Source organism: Duganella aceris (assembly GCF_011090165.1).
Classification (GTDB): domain Bacteria; phylum Pseudomonadota; class Gammaproteobacteria; order Burkholderiales; family Burkholderiaceae_D; genus Rugamonas; species Rugamonas aceris.
This window is the reverse complement of sequence record NZ_JAADJT010000006.1, coordinates 423,096-438,412: the sequence shown is the minus strand read 5'-3', so window position 1 is coordinate 438,412 and position 15,317 is coordinate 423,096. Positions and strand designations below refer to the sequence as shown.

Genomic DNA, 15,317 nt, shown 5'->3' with positions numbered 1-15,317 from the left:
TAAGGAAATCAACATTGTCTGTGTATGAAGTATGATTTTTTACCCGGCCAGTCGCAAACCGTGCAGAATATCCACACATCAACTCCGATGATCCTTGGACATTGCCGATGCTGGATATCCTACGCCGACTATACCGTGCCATGCTGCTGCCGTCGTTCGGAGTGGCGCTGCTGGCCATCATGTGGGCCGCCGTCACCTACCAGGTGCGGCAGGAGAAGATGACCGCCCGCCACGAAGCGGTGCAGCGCAGCCAGTCGCTGGCGCGCACGCTGGCCGAACACGCCAACCATCTGCTGCGCCAGACCGACCACGCCACGCAGCTGTTCAAACTCAAATTCGAAGAGACCGGCGGCGCGCTGCGGCTGGCCGAATTCACCCGCAAGAACGGCCTGCTCGATTCGCTGCTGCCGACCAAGCTCGATCTGCCGCTGGCCATCCTCGGCCCCGACGGCCGCGTCATCGACAGCCTGAATGGCTACTTCGCGCCGGACATGCGGCAGGCCGCCTTCTTCCAGAGCCACGCCGCCCATCCGGTCGACCGCGCGCTGGTGGCCACGCCGGTGGTCGACAGCCGCACCAAGAAATGGCATATCCAGATCTCGCGCCGGCTGAACCGCGCCGACGGCGGATTCGCCGGCGTGATCGTGGTGTGGATGGACCCGGCCTACTTCGTCGACGACTACGACCGGCTGACGGTCGACGCCGGCGGCGCGGTGATGCTGCTCAGCCGCGAGAACGGCATGTCCACCGCCCGCATCGACGACCAGTTGATCATCAGCGACGCGATCGACTTCAACGTGGCCCAGGCCAGCTCCACGCAACCGGCCGACGAACTGCTGCTGAAGCGGCCGTTCGACGCCATCGACCGCGTCTACGGCTACGCCGACATGCCGCGCTTCCAGCTGATGGCGGTGGTGGGCGATCCGACCGCCGTCGCGATGGCGCGCTTCCAGCACCGGCGCATGCTGTACTACGCGGCGGTGATGGTGGCCTCGCTGGTGGTGATCCTGTTCGTCGGCCTGCTGATGCAGCAGGCGTACCGCCTGCGCCGCAGCGCGCGCATGATCATCGAGGCGCAGCTGATGCTGCGCGCCGCCACCGACGCCAGCCTGGACGCGGTCTATCTGTTCAAGGCCTGCCGCTTACGCGGGACCAGCAGCGAGGTCGTCGATTTCACCATCGCCGACCTGAACGAGCGCGGCGCCTCGCTGCTCGGCGCCAGCCGCGACGAGATCCACGGCAAGCGCATGATCGAGGTCATGCCGAATTTGCACGGCAGCGGATTCCTCGAAAAGTACAAGCAGGTGCTGGCCACCGGCCTGCCGGAGGAGGATGAGTTCCCGGTCGACTTCCTGCCCGACCGCGATGTCCACTGGCTGCGGCAGCAGGTGGTGCCGATCACCGACGGCGTGGCCGTGACGGTGCGCGACATCACGCCGCGCAAGGAGGCCGAGCTGGCGATGCGCAAGAACCAGGCGGAGCTGGCCGCCGTCAACGACGCATCGCCACTGGGCCTGCTGCGCGCCGACGCCACCGGCCACTGCACCTACGTCAACCGCACCTTCGAATTCATCACCGGCCTGACGCGCGAGGAGGCGCTGGGCGACGCCTGGATGCGCGCCGTCCATCCGAGCGACCGCGCCGTGCTCAAGGCGGCCCTGAGCCATATGGCGCAGACCCGCCTGCCCTACCAGGACACGCTGCGATGCGTGCACCCGGACGGAATGATCATCTGGGTCTCGTTCAAGATCGCCGCGATGATGGTCGACGGTAAGGTCTACGGCTACGTCGGCACCGTCGACGACATCACGCACATCCGCAAATCCGTCAATGCGCTGCGTGAGAGCGAGGCGCGGCTGCGCACCATCGCCGACACGCTGCCGGCGATGGTGGCCTACATCGATGCCGAACAGGTGTACCGCTTCCACAACCTCGCCTACGAACGTGAATTCCACAGCAGCGGCGCCGCTGTGCTGGGCCATACCATCCGCGACACCGTCGGCGACGCCCGCCACGCCTTCCTCGAACCCTACATCCTGCGCGCGCTGGCCGGCGAGACATTGACCTTCGAAGAGGACGACACCAGCGCCGACATCGAACGCACCTTCGAAGTGGTCTACATTCCGCAACTGGATGAGGAAGGCGGCCCGGTGATCGGCTTCCACGTCATGCGGCAGGACATCACGGCGCAAAAGCGTGAAAAGCTGCGGCTGCTGCGGCTGTCGCAGCTCGACGCGCTGACCGGGCTGACCAACCGTGCCGGCTTCCTGCAAAAACTGCACGACACCATGGCGGCCACCCGCGAGAGCGGCGGCCTGATGGCGGTGATGTACATGGATATCGACCGCTTCAAGCCGGTCAACGACACCTACGGCCACAGCGTCGGCGACTCGCTGCTGAAGGCCTTCTCGGCGCGCCTGACGCACACCATGCGCGCCAGCGACACCATCGCCCGTCTCGGCGGCGACGAGTTCACCATCATCATGGAGCGCATGCACCGCATCGACGACGCGGCGGCGCTGGCGGCCAAGATCGTCGCCGCGATGCAAACCGAATTCGATCTGGACGGCACGGTGGTGTCGATCTCGGCCAGCATCGGCCTGACCTACTATCGCGGCGAGGACGTCAGCCCGGCCGAGCTGCTGAACCGCGCCGACGTGCTGCTGTACGAGGCCAAGCAGGCTGGCCGCAACACCTTCCGCGCCGGCGCGGCGCTGAAACAGCAGCCGCAGCACGCCAGCAATGCCGCCTGATCGTTTTTAATCAACTCGCGCGGAGCCGGTTTGCGCTATATTGAGCGCTTCCCGGCTGTTTTACATTATCTTCATGCGTCTGCTGCACACCTCCGACTGGCATCTCGGCCAATCCCTGCATAATTTCGAGCGTCACTACGAACACCAGCGCTTCCTCGACTGGCTGCTCGACACCGTCGCCGCCGAACAGGCCGACGCGCTGCTGATCGCCGGCGACATCTTCGACAACGCCAATCCCTCGTCGGCCTCGCAACGGCAGTTGTACCGCTTTTTACAGCAGGCCAGGGAGCGCGCGCCGCATCTGAACCTGATCGTCATCGCCGGCAACCACGATTCGCCGGGCCGGCTGGAGGCGCCGGGACCGCTGCTGGAGGCGCACGGCACGCGCGTGGTCGGCGCGGTGCAGCGCAACGCCGACGGCGAGATCGATGTCGCATCGCTGGTGCTGCCGTTGACCGGCCGCGGTGGCGCGATCGAAGCCTGGTGCCTGGCCGTGCCCTTCCTGCGTCCCGGCGACGTGCCGCGCGCGGAGGTCGAGGAAGGCGCCGATCCCTACCTGGCCGGCATCGCCCTGCTGTATAAACAGGCGCTGGAACTGGCCTTGAGCAAGCGCCAGGACGGACAGGCGATCCTGGCGATGGGCCACTGCCACATGGTGGACGGCCAGATGTCCAACGACTCCGAACGCCGCATCGTCATCGGCGGCACCGAGATGCTGCCGGCCGGGATCTTCGATCCGGCCATCGCCTACGCCGCGCTGGGCCATTTGCACCTGGCGCAGGCGGTCGGCAAGCAGCAGCACATCCGCTACTGCGGCAGCCCGATTCCGCTGTCGTTCGCCGAGGTGGGCTACCAGCACCAGATCCTGCGCATCGACATCGACGGTGCCGCCGTGCGCGAGATCACGCCGCTGATGGTGCCGCGCGCGGTCGAGCTGCTGCGGATTCCGGCCAGGCCGGCGCCGCTGGCGCAGGTGCTGGAGGAACTGGCGCTGCTGCTGGTGCCCGAATCTCCGCACGAACAGCAACCATTCCTCGAAGTGCGGGTGCTGCTCGACGCGCCCGAGCCGGGCCTGCGCTCGCGCATCGAAACGGCGCTGGACGGCAAGCCGGTACGGCTGGCGAAAATCGAAACCTCCAGCCCGGCGCGCGCCTCGTCCATCGACACCGACGTGATGACGCTCGACCAACTGGAAAAGCTCAAGCCGGACGACATCTTCCGGCAGCTATATCAGCAGCGCTTCGGCAACGACGCGCCGGCCGACACGCTGACCGCCTTTGCGGAGTTGATGCTGCCATGAGAATCCTGAAAATCGGCGGTAAAAACCTGGCCTCGCTGGCGGACGAATTCAGCGTGGACTTCGAACAGGAGCCCTTGGCCTCCACCGGCCTGTTCGCCATCAGCGGCCCGACCGGCGCCGGCAAGAGCACCTTGCTGGATGCCCTGTGCCTGGCGCTGTACGACGACACGCCGCGCCTGTTGCGCGTGGCCGGCCGCAGCTACCTCGCCGACGTCGGCAACGAAACCATCTCCGCGCAAGACCCGCGCACACTGCTGCGCCGGGGCACGGCCGAAGGCTATGCGGAGGTGGACTTCGTCGGCAACGACGGCGCTTCATACCGCGCGCGCTGGAGCGTACGCCGCTCGCGCACCAAGGCCGAAGGCGCGCTGCAGCCGACACAAATGTCGCTGCTCCTGCTGCCCGCGCTGCAACCGCTGGGCGGCACCAAGACCGAAGTGAAAGCCGAAATCGAAAAACGCATCGGACTGTCGTTCGAGCAGTTCACACGCGCGGTGCTGCTGGCGCAGAACGAGTTCTCGGCCTTCCTCAAATCCGAAGACAACGAGCGCGGCGAACTGCTGGAGACGCTGACCGGCAGCACCATCTATTCCGAGATCTCGGTCCGCGCCTTCGAGCGCGCCAAGCTGGAACAAGCGGCGCTGCAACGACTGAACCTGCGCCTGGCCGACCAGAAACCACTCAGCGGCGAACAGCGCGCCGAACTGGAAGCGCAAAACGCCGCCGCCGCCGACGCGCTGCAAGCGCTGGAGCAGCGCAAGGCGGAGCTGGAACAGGAGCTGCGCTGGCACCAGCAAGCGGAAAGACTGGCGCAGGAAGAACAGGCCGCGCACCAGGCCAGCCAGGCCGCATTGGCCGACATCGACGCCGCCGCACCGCGCCGCGCAGCGCTGGCGCTGAACGACGCGGTGCAACCGGCGCGCCAGCTGGCTGAAGACATCCGCCGCATCGACGCCGACATCGCGCAGACGCAGGCGGCGATCATCGCCAGCACGGAGGCCGCGCAGCAAGCCGCGCTGGCGCTGGATCAGGCCCACACCGCGCAAACGCAAGCCGCCACCGGCGTGCAGGAAGCGGAAGCGGCCCAACGCGCGGCGGCGCCGTTGCTGGACCAGGCCAAGGCGCTGGACGCGCGCATCGAAGCGATGCTGCCGGCCTACCGTCAAACCGCCGCCGCGCTTGAAAAAGCGGACCACGCGGACGCCGACGCCAAGGCCGCGCTGCAAGCGCGTCAGGACGAGCACCGCAAGCTGGCGGCGCAACAGGAGGCCGGCATCAACTGGCTGAAACAGCACAAGCAGTGGAAGACGCTGGCGCAATCGTGGGATCGCTGGGACGTGCTGTTCGTGCAGGCCGGCCAGGAATCGGCCAAGGCCGAGAAGCTGGCGTCCGCGCTGGCGCGGGTGCAACGCAACGCCAAGGCGCATCGCGACGACGAGGCCGACGCCAGCGCGCGATTGGCCGCCGCCGCCGCCGCGCTGCAAACCCTGGCTCACCAGCGCCAGCAGGCGACGCAGGAAATGGCGGCCTATTCCGCCGAACAGTTGCAGGCATCGCGCAGCAGCCTCGAACAGCGCCGCGACCTGCTCGCCGGCGCGGAGAAAATATGGCTGGAGCTGGAATCGCGCCAGCACCGCAGCGACCAGATAGCGACGCAATCTGCGCAGCTGCGGCAGACCACCGCATCGGCCGAGACGCAATTGGCGACGGCGCAGCAGGAAGGCATCGCCGCCACCGCCTCGTTGTCGCAAGCCGAACGTTCGCTCAAGCTGGCGGAAGCCGCGTGTGCCGCCAGCGTCGAATCGCTGCGCGAGACACTGGAGGACGACACGCCCTGCCCGGTCTGCGGCGCAAAGGATCATCCGTACCGCCACAACGACGGCGGGCTGCAAGCGATGCTGGGCGAGCTGCAATCCGAAGTCGCCCGCTGCCGCGCGCAGATGGAGAACAACTTCAAACTGCAGGCCACGCATCGCGCAACGATGCAGGCCAGCCTGGAACAACAGAACATATTGGCGATCGAAAATCGCGCCGTGCAGCAAGCGCTGGAACGCGCCGCGACGGCATGGAGCGGCCAAGCGCTGGCGGCAGGTCCGCTGCCGCCGGAGCCGGAGCGCGCCGCATGGTTCATCGCGCAGCTGAACGAGACGCAGGCCGCGTTGCAAAGCGTCGAACGGCAGGAGCGCGCGTTGCACGCCGCCCGCGTCAAGCGCGATCAGGCGCAAACGGCCTACGACGCGGCGTCCGCGGAGCACACGCGCCTGCAAGGCGTGGCCTCCGCAGCGCAGACCGCGCTGGCCTTGTCCAACACCGAGCACAAATCGCTCGAAGAGCAGCGCATCGAAGTGGCGCTGACCCTGAGCGGCCTGCTGTCCGACCTCGACGCGGCCTTCAGCGGCGGCGACATTCCGAGCGAAGACTGGAAAGACGACTGGAAAGCCGGCCCGGCCCGATTCTACGAAGCGCGCCAGGCGGAGAGCAAGCAATGGCTGACGCAACGCGCGGCCTACGACGTGCGCGCCGCGTCGTTGGCGGCCTTCGACACCGAGTTGAACGCGCTGAATGAAACGCTGGCCCGCACCAGCCTCGACGCGCTCAACGCCGGCAACGCGCACAGCGCCGCCGAAGCCGCGCTGAAGGACAACCAGCAGCGACGCATGGACATGTGGGGCGGCAAAGAGGTGCGCGACGTCGAACGCGCACTGCTGGCCGCCATCGACACCGCCCGCGCGCTGATGGCCACGCGCCAGACCGCAGCGCAACAAGCGGCGCAAACGCGCACACGGCTGGACGAAGCACTGGCGCAGGCCGGCAATCGCCTGGTGTCGCTGCAAGCCGCAGCGGCGACGGCGGCGACCAGGCTGTCCGATTGGCTGGCCGCATTCCAGCAGCGCCAGCCCGAAACCGGCCTGCAGGACCTGGAACAACTGCAAGCGCTGCTGGCCCGCTCCGTCGACGACATCGACGCCGAGCGCAACGCCCTCCAGGCCATCGCCCGCGCCGCCGACAACGCCGCCACGGTGCTGACCGAGCGCCAACGCCAACGCGCCCAACACCAACGCTCCGCGCCACCAACCCGCGCGCCCTCCGACGCCGCCCCGACCGCCAACACGCAAACAGACAACGCGGCAGCCGCAGGCGACGCGCAACCAGCCGACGCAGCCGCCGATGGCCCGCAGCCTGCCGCTAGCGGCGACGCAGCAAGCACACCTCCGTCCGCCGCCGAGCAAATCGCCCTGGTGGCCGCCGCCCTGAACGCCCTGCTGGCCGAACGCAAAACCGCCCACGACGCCTCGACCGCGCTGCAACTGACGCTAGCCCAGGACAACGCCAAGCGCCACCAATCGAAATCCATGCTGGCCGAAATCGAACGCCAGGAAGCGATCGAACAACGCTGGTCGCGCATGAGCGACCTGATAGGCTCCGCCGACGGCAAGAAATTCCGCAACTACGCCCAGCAATTCACGCTGGACGTCCTGCTGGGCTACGCCAACGCCCACCTCAACCACCTCGCCCGCCGCTATCAGCTGGAACGCATCAACAACCCCGCCAATCCCTCGCTCGCGCTGCTGGTGCGCGACCAGGACATGGGCGGCGAAATGCGCTCGGTGCACTCGCTCTCCGGCGGCGAATCGTTCCTGGTCTCGCTCGCGCTGGCGCTGGGACTTGCCTCGCTGTCCTCCAACCGGGTGCGGGTCGAATCGCTGTTCATCGACGAAGGCTTCGGCAGCCTGGATGCGGAAACGCTGCGCGTCGCCATGGACGCGCTGGACGGGCTGCAAGCGATGGGCCGCAAGGTTGGCGTCATCTCCCACGTCCAGGAGATGACCGAACGGATCTCCACCAAGATCCTGGTGCAACCATCGGCCGGCGGCAAGAGCGCCGTCACTGTGCAATAGGACCGCCCATGCGAACGCCGTTCCGCGCCATCGCCATCGGCATTTGCATCTGCATGCTGGCGCCAATCCTGGCCAACGCCGCACCCTGCGCCGCGCCCACCGCTCAAACCGACGGCTGGGAACTGAGCACCCCGGAAACCGCCGGCTTCAACGCAAGCGCCCTGTGCGCATCGCTGACCGCCATCGCGCAGGGCAAGGACAACATCCACGGCATCGTCATCGAACGCCACGGCAAGCTGGTCGCGGAGCTATACCGCAGCGGCAAGGACCGTTCGATGGCACGAAGCCTCGGTTTCTGGCCGCCGTTGACGCCGACGGTGGACTTCGGCCCCGACACCCTGCACGACGCCCGCTCGATCGGCAAAAGCGTGATCGATCTGCTGGTCGGCATCGAGAAACAGCAAGGCAAGATCGCCAGCCTGGCGAAGCCGGTGCTGGATTACTACCCGGAGCACAAGGACTTGCGCTCGCCCGCGCTGGACGCCATCCACCTGGAACATCTGCTCACCATGAGCGGCGGCTGGAAATGGGACGAAGCAGCACAGCCCAACAACGAGTCGCGCCTTTTCTGGAAGTCCGACCCCGTGCGCTACGTGCTGGAACAGCCGATCGAAGCGGCGCCAGGCACCGTGTGGAACTACAACGGCGGCGGCACCGTGATCCTGGCCGACATCGTCACCCGCGTCAGCGGCAAACCCTGGCTCGACGTGGCGAAGACCGAATTGTTTGCGCCTCTCGGCATCACACACTGGGAATGGGTGACCGATTTGCGCGGCAGGCCCGCATCGTTCGCCGGACTACGCCTTCGGCCGCGCGACATGGCCAAGCTGGGACGACTGATGCTGAACCACGGCAGATGGAATGGCCGTCAGGTCGTGACGGAAGAATGGGTCGCGGAATCGATGCGGCCGCGCCTGAGCGCCGGATTCAAAAGCCCCGCCAACCAGCCGGACGAGATCCACTACGGCTACCAATGGTGGGCCGGCACGGCGGCATGGAAAGGCCGCCGCATCGCCTGGAACGCCGCTTTCGGCAACGGCGGCCAGCGCATCTTCGTGGTGCCGGAGCTGGATCTGACCGTCGTCGTGACCGCCGGCGACTATGGCTCCACGCCGATGGCCGCGAAGGTCAACCAACTGCTGCACACACTGATCGCGACCGTCGCCGAGTAGACGCGCCCGATTTGCTACAATTTTGCTATGATTCAGTCTCCAGCGAGGCACAATCATGAGCATCGGCGCCATCTCACCGAGTTTAGCCAGTACCACACCGGCGCGCGACACGCCGCCGGCGCAAGCGGCCGCGCCCACCAAGCCCGCGACGACAACACCCGCCTCCACCACCAACCTGACGCCTGAAGCGCTCAAGCTGGTCGACCAGCTGAAATCCCGCGACACCGAAGTGCGCCAGCACGAACAGGCGCACCTGGCGACGGCGGGCGGCCTGGCCGTCTCCGGCGCCTCCTACACTTATCAGCGCGGACCGAACGGCGTTTCCTACGCCATCGGCGGCGAAGTCAATATTGACACCTCGCCCGGCGGCACGCCCGAAGAAACCATCGCCCGCGCCCGCACCATCCAGGCCGCCGCGCTGGCGCCGGCCGAGCCATCGGGCGCGGACCGCTCGGTGGCGGCCCAGGCGCAGCAGATGGAAGCACAGGCCCGCGCCGAGTTGGCGCAGCAGCAGACGCAGGACGCGACCGGCAAGGTGCAACGCGGCTACGGCACCGCCCCACAACAAGCGCCCCAGCTCGACGTCTATGCTTGAATGATAAAATCCCGCCTTTGCCTCTCCACCGATTGAAACCATGTTAAAAGCACCACGCAGCCTCACGTTCAAATGCACCAAGTGCGCCAAAGCCGTGCAAGTCCGGCTGCAAAAGGTCTCGGCCTGCTCGCACATCCAGCCATACTTCGGCGTTTGCCAGTGCGGCGAAGTCAAACACCACGCCATCGGCCAGAAAGACGCGGTCGAATCCTACCTCGCCGCCCCGGAAGGCTGGACGCATCACCACTAATTCGCGCCGGGCCCTCAAGTAATCCGCTGCGAGACCGTTATAGAGTTGTAGAAGTATTATCGAAAACGGAATCCGCCATGTCGACCATCCCCGCCCTCGGCGCCCGCTCCCAGCCGGCGTCCCTTTATACCGCCAACCCGCGCAACGACGGCAAAACCGACGGCGCCACCGCGCTGCAGAAGACCAAGGGCTTCAGCGCGTCGCCGATCTCGCTGTCCGACGACGGGCTGGATCTGCAAAAGCGGGTGGCGTCGGTCGGCAATGCGACGGTGGATTTCGCGCAGGACTTCGTCAGCAGCTTCACCCAGGCGCTGTTCGGCGACGCCGCCAAAGGCGCGGTGATCGATTTCGATTCGGCCAGCCTGGAGACCTCGTCCAGCTACGCGCTGGGCGCGCTGCACAGCCAAGGCGCGCAAGGCACGACCGACGTCGCAGCTCTCCAGCTGAGCGACAGCTCGCACTTCATAGGCAAAGGCACCATCACCACGGCCGACGGCCGCAAGTTCGATTTCGAAGTCGAAGTCCAGTACAACTACGAGCTCAATGCGGCGGCCAGCCAGACCACCGCGCCGCAGCAGGCGGACGACAAGCCGAAAGCCGCCACCACCAAGGACCTGCCGAACGTGCAGTTGCCGAACATCGACTTCCCGGGCACGTTGGCGGATCTGTTCAAATTGATCGGCGTCGATCTGCAAAGCGCGCTCGCCAGCAGCGACGGCGACAGCCAGACCAGCGACGGCATCGACCGCAACACGTTGCGCAGCCTGTCGCTGCGCCTGCTCAATCTGGTCGACAGCAAGGACACCAACACCTACGCCGACCTGAATGTCGCCGACAAAGCCAAATCGGCCTACGACGCGCAAGCCTCCGCCGCGACGCCGGCCGCCGAGCCGGAAGTCGCTCCCGCGCCGACGGCCGCCGACGCCGTCCCGGCCGAAAAGGCATCGTCCTGACCCCAAGCCGGCCGCCCGGCCGGCGACCGGTATAATAGCGACACTCTCCGCTACGCGGTCCCGCGTCAGCGCGTCACTATTTTCCGTCGATTGATTCCCCATGCCTGTACAAATCTCCTCCGTCCCGATGCCGCAGCAAATCCACTGGGAGGAGAACGGCGTCGCCTGCTCCGCGCGCTGGCGCTCCGAAGCCGGCATGCCGCCGCCGAAGCGGGTGGTGATCGCCGACGACCGCACCAACGCCGATGTCGCCTACCGCTTGGCCTGCGAAGGCACTGCCCTCCTGTGGCGCGGCGACTTCCAGAACGCCCGCCAGCTGCTGCAAGCGCTGGCGCGGCGCGCCGACCACAAAAGCAAGCCGGCCAAGAAAGCCAAGCCCGCCAAGGCGCCCGCCACGCCGACCGAAGCGTTCCACCTGCACCGCCAGGCACAGTCGCAACGCGCACGCACCTTGGCGATGCTACTGATTCCCTTCGAAGACGGTTACACCATCCCGCTGCGCCGCGCGCCGGAAGTACAGCTGGCCTGCAACGAAGCTTACGGCCGCTTCGAAGAACCGTTCATCGCCTCGTTGCGCGAGCTGCTCGGCCTGATCGGCGCGCATGAATGGCGCCGCACCGGGGTCGAGATCCCGGCGCTGGACGCGCGCATCCACCCGCACTACGGCGTGTTCTCGCCGGTGCGCGGCGAATACGTGCAGCTGGTGGCGGACACGCCGCTGCCGGCCGGCGTCAAGCTGGCGTTCGACATCGGCGCCGGCACCGGCGTGCTGTCGGCGGTGCTGGCCAAGCGCGGCGTCGCCCGCGTGATCGCCACCGACCAGGATCAGCGCGCGCTGAGCTGCGCCCGCGAGAACCTGGCGCGCCTGGATCTGGACGGTCAGGTCGAACTGCTGGAAGCGGACTTGTTCCCCGAAGGCCGCGCACCGCTGGTGGTGTGTAATCCACCGTGGGTGCCGGCGCGTCCGAGTTCGCCGATCGAATACGCGGTCTACGACCCGGAGAGCCGCATGCTGCGCGGCTTCCTCGCCGGCTTGGTGGACCATCTGACGCCGGGCGGCGAAGGCTGGTTGATTCTGTCCGATCTGGCCGAGCACCTGGGCCTGCGACCGCGCGAAGAGCTGACGGCATGGATCGCCGCCGCCGGCCTGAAAGTGATCGACCGCCACGACGTGCGCCCGACCCACCCGCGCGCCGCCGACGCCACCGATCCCCTGCACGCCGCCCGCGCAGCCGAAGTCACCTCGCTGTGGCGCCTGGCCGCCGCGTAAATGATGCGATAAACATAAGCGCCACTTAAGGAAATCATCGAAATATAAGTGGCTCTTATTTTGGCCCTTGCGGATCTCGACAAGGCTATGTATAATTCGGGCCTCAGACGCGGGGTGGAGCAGTCTGGCAGCTCGTCGGGCTCATAACCCGAAGGTCACAGGTTCAAATCCTGTCCCCGCAACCAGAATACGGCAAGCCGTTGAATCCAAAAGGACTCAACGGCTTTTTGCTTTACGGGTGTGTCACACTTAGTGAACCACCATGATGTTCGTTTGCTCGTTGAATTGACCCTGTCAATTTGACCCTCTCTCCAGACCCTCGCGAAAGCTGCGACGCGGCCATAAGACCCTTCAAACCCAAGCTCCTTCAGGTCTTCGTGTATCTGTTTTAGAGTACGTCGCTGCTTGCGACTCTTGCTGGCCTCGGTTTTGAGCAGAGCGGCGAGCTGGAAGGCGTATTTGTCGATGGCGCTTGCGCCACGCCTCTCCGGGTAGGCTGGCTCCACCATCTCCGCACGGAGATTGAATCGCCACGATCATTGTAGACACTCCCGAGCCATAATTTAAGCAAACGCGGAATTATGAATGAGGAAACTTTGAACGGAAGAATCCTAGGACTTTCGCCTATGCGACCTGCGGTTTGATTGGCTTTATCGTTTGGGGCACCCCAGTCTTTCTCGCTTGCCAGAGATCGTAAGATGCCTGATGCGCGACCCATACCTCCGCGCTTCCGCCGTTCTCAAGACCAAGCCACGCCTCCAACCTGAGTGCCATCATTGGAGATATCGCAGCGCGCTCATTCAAGACTCGCGACAACGCTGCACGCGTCACCCCCAACTGCTTTGCCGCTTCAGTCACACTCAGCCCCAACGCTGGCAGCACATCGTCCCGAAGCGTACCTCCCGGGTGTGGGGGATCGAATATCTTTGAAATTGTCGCCATGACAGCCTCTAATGATAATCCTGGTAATTAACTAAAAATGCATCGCCATTTTCAAACTTGAACGTCAGCCGCCAATTACCACTAACTGTGACTGAACAGTGGTCGGCCAACCCGCCGGAGAGTGCATGAAACCGCCATCCTGCAACGTTCATGTCTTGGATTTCGGAACAAACATCCAGTCTCGTCAACTGGCTCCTTAAGCGCGACGCGTGGCTCGGCCGGATGCCTGCCTTGCTGCCGGTCTTAAAGAACGCCTCTAAACCCTTGTGCTTGAACGTTCGTATCATGAGTGTATAGCGTAGCGTTACGGATTTCAAGGAGTGCCTTTTAACGGAAGACTTTATTCTCCAGACAGCGCTTTGCACTGATATATCCTAAGCCATCTACATACTGTCACACGCCCACACTTTTCAGCCTGTGAACAAGCTGTCACAATTGACCTTTTAGATTTCTCAAGGGGCAGGCGTGAAGGATCAAGCTAAGGTATCAAATCCGCAACAGCAGGACGCTCTGGCCAATCCTTCGCGCCGCCGCATTTTCCAGGCGGCCGCCGCGACCGGCGTTACCGCCGCCCTGCCCGCGATCGCCGAGGCGGCGTCCAGCAAGGCGGTCAAGGGTTCGCTCGACGCCAAGCTCAAGGCCAGCGTCAAGCATGTGGTGGTGATTTACCTGGAAAACCGCAGCTTCAACAACCTGTTCGCCAACTTCCCCGGCACCGCCAATCCGCTGTCGGCCGTGCCTCCGGCGGCCTGCCTTCAGCGCGACCGCGACGGCTCGGTGCTGCCGACACTGCCGAAAGTCTGGGGTGGCATGGTGCCGAACACCCAGGACATCGGCGGTAAAAAATACGCGATCAAGGAAGACGACATCAAAGGCCTGCCGAACGCGCCGTTCAAATTGGTCGACACCGAAGGCAAGCCGCTGCCGGAAGCCGTGATCACGCGCGACCTGTGGCACCTGTTCTATCACAACCAGATGCAGATCAACGGCGGCAAGAACGACGGCTTCGCGGCCTGGGGCAACACCGGCGGCATGGTGATGGGCTACTACGGCGAGACCAATCAAAACCTCGGCCTGTGGAAGATCGCCGAACAGTACACCCTGTGCGATAACTTCTTCATGGCGGCCTTCGGCGGCTCCTACCTGAACCACCAGTTCCTGATCTCCGGCCGCACGCCCGAATACTTCAACGCCAAGGACACGGCGGCCAAGAAGAAAATCGCGGTGCTGGACGACGGTCCGACCGGCTTCCGCCTGTCGGTGGCCACGGACAGCCCGGCCTCCGCGCTGGACGGCCACCCGCACTTCGTCAACAACGGCGCGATCACGCCAGACGGCTATGCGGTCAACACCATGGCCCCGCCCTATCAGCCGAGCTACATCCGCCCCGCCTTCGACGGCGATCCTTTGCTGGCCGATCCCAACGACGCCGGCACCCTGCCGCCGCAAAGCTACAACACCATCGGCGACCTGCTGTCGGCCAAGAAGGTCAGCTGGGCGTGGTACGGCGGCGCGTGGCAGGCGGCGCTGGACGCGCGCGGCGCCGGCGCCAAGCCCAACTTCCAGTACCACCACCAGCCGTTCAACTACTTCAAGCAGTTCGCGCCCGGCACCGCCGCCCGCGCCGAGCACCTGCGCGACGGTGGCCTGGGCGATAGCCCGATCTCCAACAAGTTCATCGCCGACGCGATCGCCGGCAAGCTGCCGGCCGTGACCTTCTACAAGCCGCAGGGTAACCTCAACCTGCACGCCGGCTACTCCGACATCGAGTCCGGCGACGCCCACATCGCCAACGTGATCGAGCACCTCAAGAAGTCGCCGCAGTGGAAGGATATGGTCGTCGTGATCACCTTCGACGAAAACGGCGGCTGGTGGGACCACGTGGCGCCGCCGAAGGGCGACCGCTGGGGGCCGGGCTCGCGCATCCCGGCCATCGTGATCTCGCCGTATGCGAAAAAAGGCCAGGTCGACCACACCTTCTACGACACCACGTCGATCATGCGCTTCATCACCCGCCTGCACGACCTGCCGCTGCTGGAAGGCCTGAAGCTGCGCAACGACGCCTTCGCGGCACGCAATGCGCTGCCGCCGGGCGACCTGACCGGGGCGCTGAGCTTCCGTTGAGTTTGCGCTTTGTGTTACACTGCGCGAATTAGCTTACTGAGCCCGACTGCTGCAGCCGG

At 65.4% G+C, this 15,317-nt stretch carries 12 protein-coding genes and 1 tRNA gene; 10 read left to right on the top strand and 3 right to left on the bottom strand.

Going from position 1 to position 15,317, the window contains the following annotated elements:
* Window positions 1-107: 107 nt before the first annotated feature.
* The 9 genes from GW587_RS15860 (at window position 108) to GW587_RS15820 (ending at window position 12,377) form a co-directional block, all read left to right on the top strand.
* Window positions 108-2,753 (top strand): sensor domain-containing diguanylate cyclase, encoded by a 2,646-nt coding sequence (locus GW587_RS15860; protein WP_166104803.1) that lies wholly within the window; start codon window positions 108-110, stop codon window positions 2,751-2,753.
* A 73-nt stretch (window positions 2,754-2,826) separates the two neighbouring features.
* Window positions 2,827-4,053 (top strand): exonuclease SbcCD subunit D C-terminal domain-containing protein, encoded by a 1,227-nt coding sequence (locus GW587_RS15855; RefSeq protein WP_166104800.1) that lies wholly within the window; start codon window positions 2,827-2,829, stop codon window positions 4,051-4,053.
* Complete coding sequence (locus GW587_RS15850) at window positions 4,050-7,952, top strand: AAA family ATPase (protein WP_166104796.1); 3,903 nt, start codon at window positions 4,050-4,052, stop codon at window positions 7,950-7,952. The genes GW587_RS15855 and GW587_RS15850 overlap by 4 nt, the downstream gene beginning before the upstream one ends.
* A gap of 8 nt (window positions 7,953-7,960) precedes the next feature.
* Entirely contained in the window at window positions 7,961-9,124 is a 1,164-nt protein-coding gene (locus GW587_RS15845) for a serine hydrolase domain-containing protein (RefSeq protein WP_229259470.1), read from the top strand.
* Window positions 9,125-9,179: 55 nt separating this feature from the next.
* Window positions 9,180-9,719: a putative metalloprotease CJM1_0395 family protein gene (locus GW587_RS15840; RefSeq protein ID WP_166104793.1), complete on the top strand. Its 540-nt coding sequence runs from the start codon at window positions 9,180-9,182 to the stop codon at window positions 9,717-9,719.
* 40 nt (window positions 9,720-9,759) lie between these two features.
* Window positions 9,760-9,969 (top strand): hypothetical protein, encoded by a 210-nt coding sequence (locus GW587_RS15835; protein ID WP_166104790.1) that lies wholly within the window; start codon window positions 9,760-9,762, stop codon window positions 9,967-9,969.
* A 77-nt stretch (window positions 9,970-10,046) separates the two neighbouring features.
* Window positions 10,047-10,922, top strand: a complete 876-nt coding sequence (locus GW587_RS15830) for a hypothetical protein (protein ID WP_166104788.1) — start codon at window positions 10,047-10,049, stop codon at window positions 10,920-10,922.
* A 127-nt stretch (window positions 10,923-11,049) separates the two neighbouring features.
* Complete coding sequence (locus GW587_RS15825; protein WP_371875602.1) at window positions 11,050-12,192, top strand: methyltransferase; 1,143 nt, start codon at window positions 11,050-11,052, stop codon at window positions 12,190-12,192.
* Between the two features lie 108 nt (window positions 12,193-12,300).
* Window positions 12,301-12,377 (top strand) — tRNA-Met (locus GW587_RS15820).
* Here GW587_RS15820 and GW587_RS31915 read toward each other — a convergent pair.
* The 3 genes from GW587_RS31915 to GW587_RS15810 form a co-directional block, all read right to left on the bottom strand.
* Window positions 12,348-12,701 carry a hypothetical protein gene (locus GW587_RS31915; RefSeq protein ID WP_503826763.1) on the bottom strand — a complete coding sequence of 118 codons (354 nt, stop codon included), beginning with the start codon at window positions 12,699-12,701 and terminating at the stop codon, window positions 12,348-12,350. The genes GW587_RS15820 and GW587_RS31915 overlap by 30 nt on opposite strands.
* Before the next feature lie 115 nt (window positions 12,702-12,816).
* Entirely contained in the window at window positions 12,817-13,125 is a 309-nt protein-coding gene (locus GW587_RS15815; protein ID WP_166104926.1) for a HigA family addiction module antitoxin, read from the bottom strand.
* Window positions 13,126-13,142: 17 nt separating this feature from the next.
* On the bottom strand, window positions 13,143-13,421 hold the full coding sequence (locus tag GW587_RS15810; RefSeq protein WP_166104924.1) for a type II toxin-antitoxin system RelE/ParE family toxin: 279 nt from the start codon (window positions 13,419-13,421) through the stop codon (window positions 13,143-13,145).
* 178 nt (window positions 13,422-13,599) lie between these two features.
* On the opposite strand from GW587_RS15810, the gene GW587_RS15805 reads away from it, so the two are divergent.
* Window positions 13,600-15,258 (top strand): acid phosphatase, encoded by a 1,659-nt coding sequence (locus GW587_RS15805; RefSeq protein WP_166104785.1) that lies wholly within the window; start codon window positions 13,600-13,602, stop codon window positions 15,256-15,258.
* The last annotated feature ends 59 nt before the right edge of the window (window positions 15,259-15,317 follow it).

Excerpts from the sequence above, each read along its gene's own strand:
- GW587_RS15860 (WP_166104803.1), top strand. The coding sequence starts at position 108 with ATGCTGGATATCCTACGCCGACTATACCGTGCCATGCTGCTGCCGTCG.
- GW587_RS15855 (WP_166104800.1), top strand. The coding sequence starts at position 2,827 with ATGCGTCTGCTGCACACCTCCGACTGGCATCTCGGCCAATCCCTGCAT.
- GW587_RS15850 (WP_166104796.1), top strand. The coding sequence starts at position 4,050 with ATGAGAATCCTGAAAATCGGCGGTAAAAACCTGGCCTCGCTGGCGGAC.
- GW587_RS15845 (WP_229259470.1), top strand. The coding sequence starts at position 7,961 with ATGCGAACGCCGTTCCGCGCCATCGCCATCGGCATTTGCATCTGCATG.
- GW587_RS15840 (WP_166104793.1), top strand. The coding sequence starts at position 9,180 with ATGAGCATCGGCGCCATCTCACCGAGTTTAGCCAGTACCACACCGGCG.
- GW587_RS15835 (WP_166104790.1), top strand. The coding sequence starts at position 9,760 with ATGTTAAAAGCACCACGCAGCCTCACGTTCAAATGCACCAAGTGCGCC.
- GW587_RS15830 (WP_166104788.1), top strand. The coding sequence starts at position 10,047 with ATGTCGACCATCCCCGCCCTCGGCGCCCGCTCCCAGCCGGCGTCCCTT.
- GW587_RS15825 (WP_371875602.1), top strand. The coding sequence starts at position 11,050 with ATGCCGCAGCAAATCCACTGGGAGGAGAACGGCGTCGCCTGCTCCGCG.
- GW587_RS31915 (WP_503826763.1), bottom strand. The coding sequence starts at position 12,701 with ATGGTGGAGCCAGCCTACCCGGAGAGGCGTGGCGCAAGCGCCATCGAC.
- GW587_RS15810 (WP_166104924.1), bottom strand. The coding sequence starts at position 13,421 with ATGATACGAACGTTCAAGCACAAGGGTTTAGAGGCGTTCTTTAAGACC.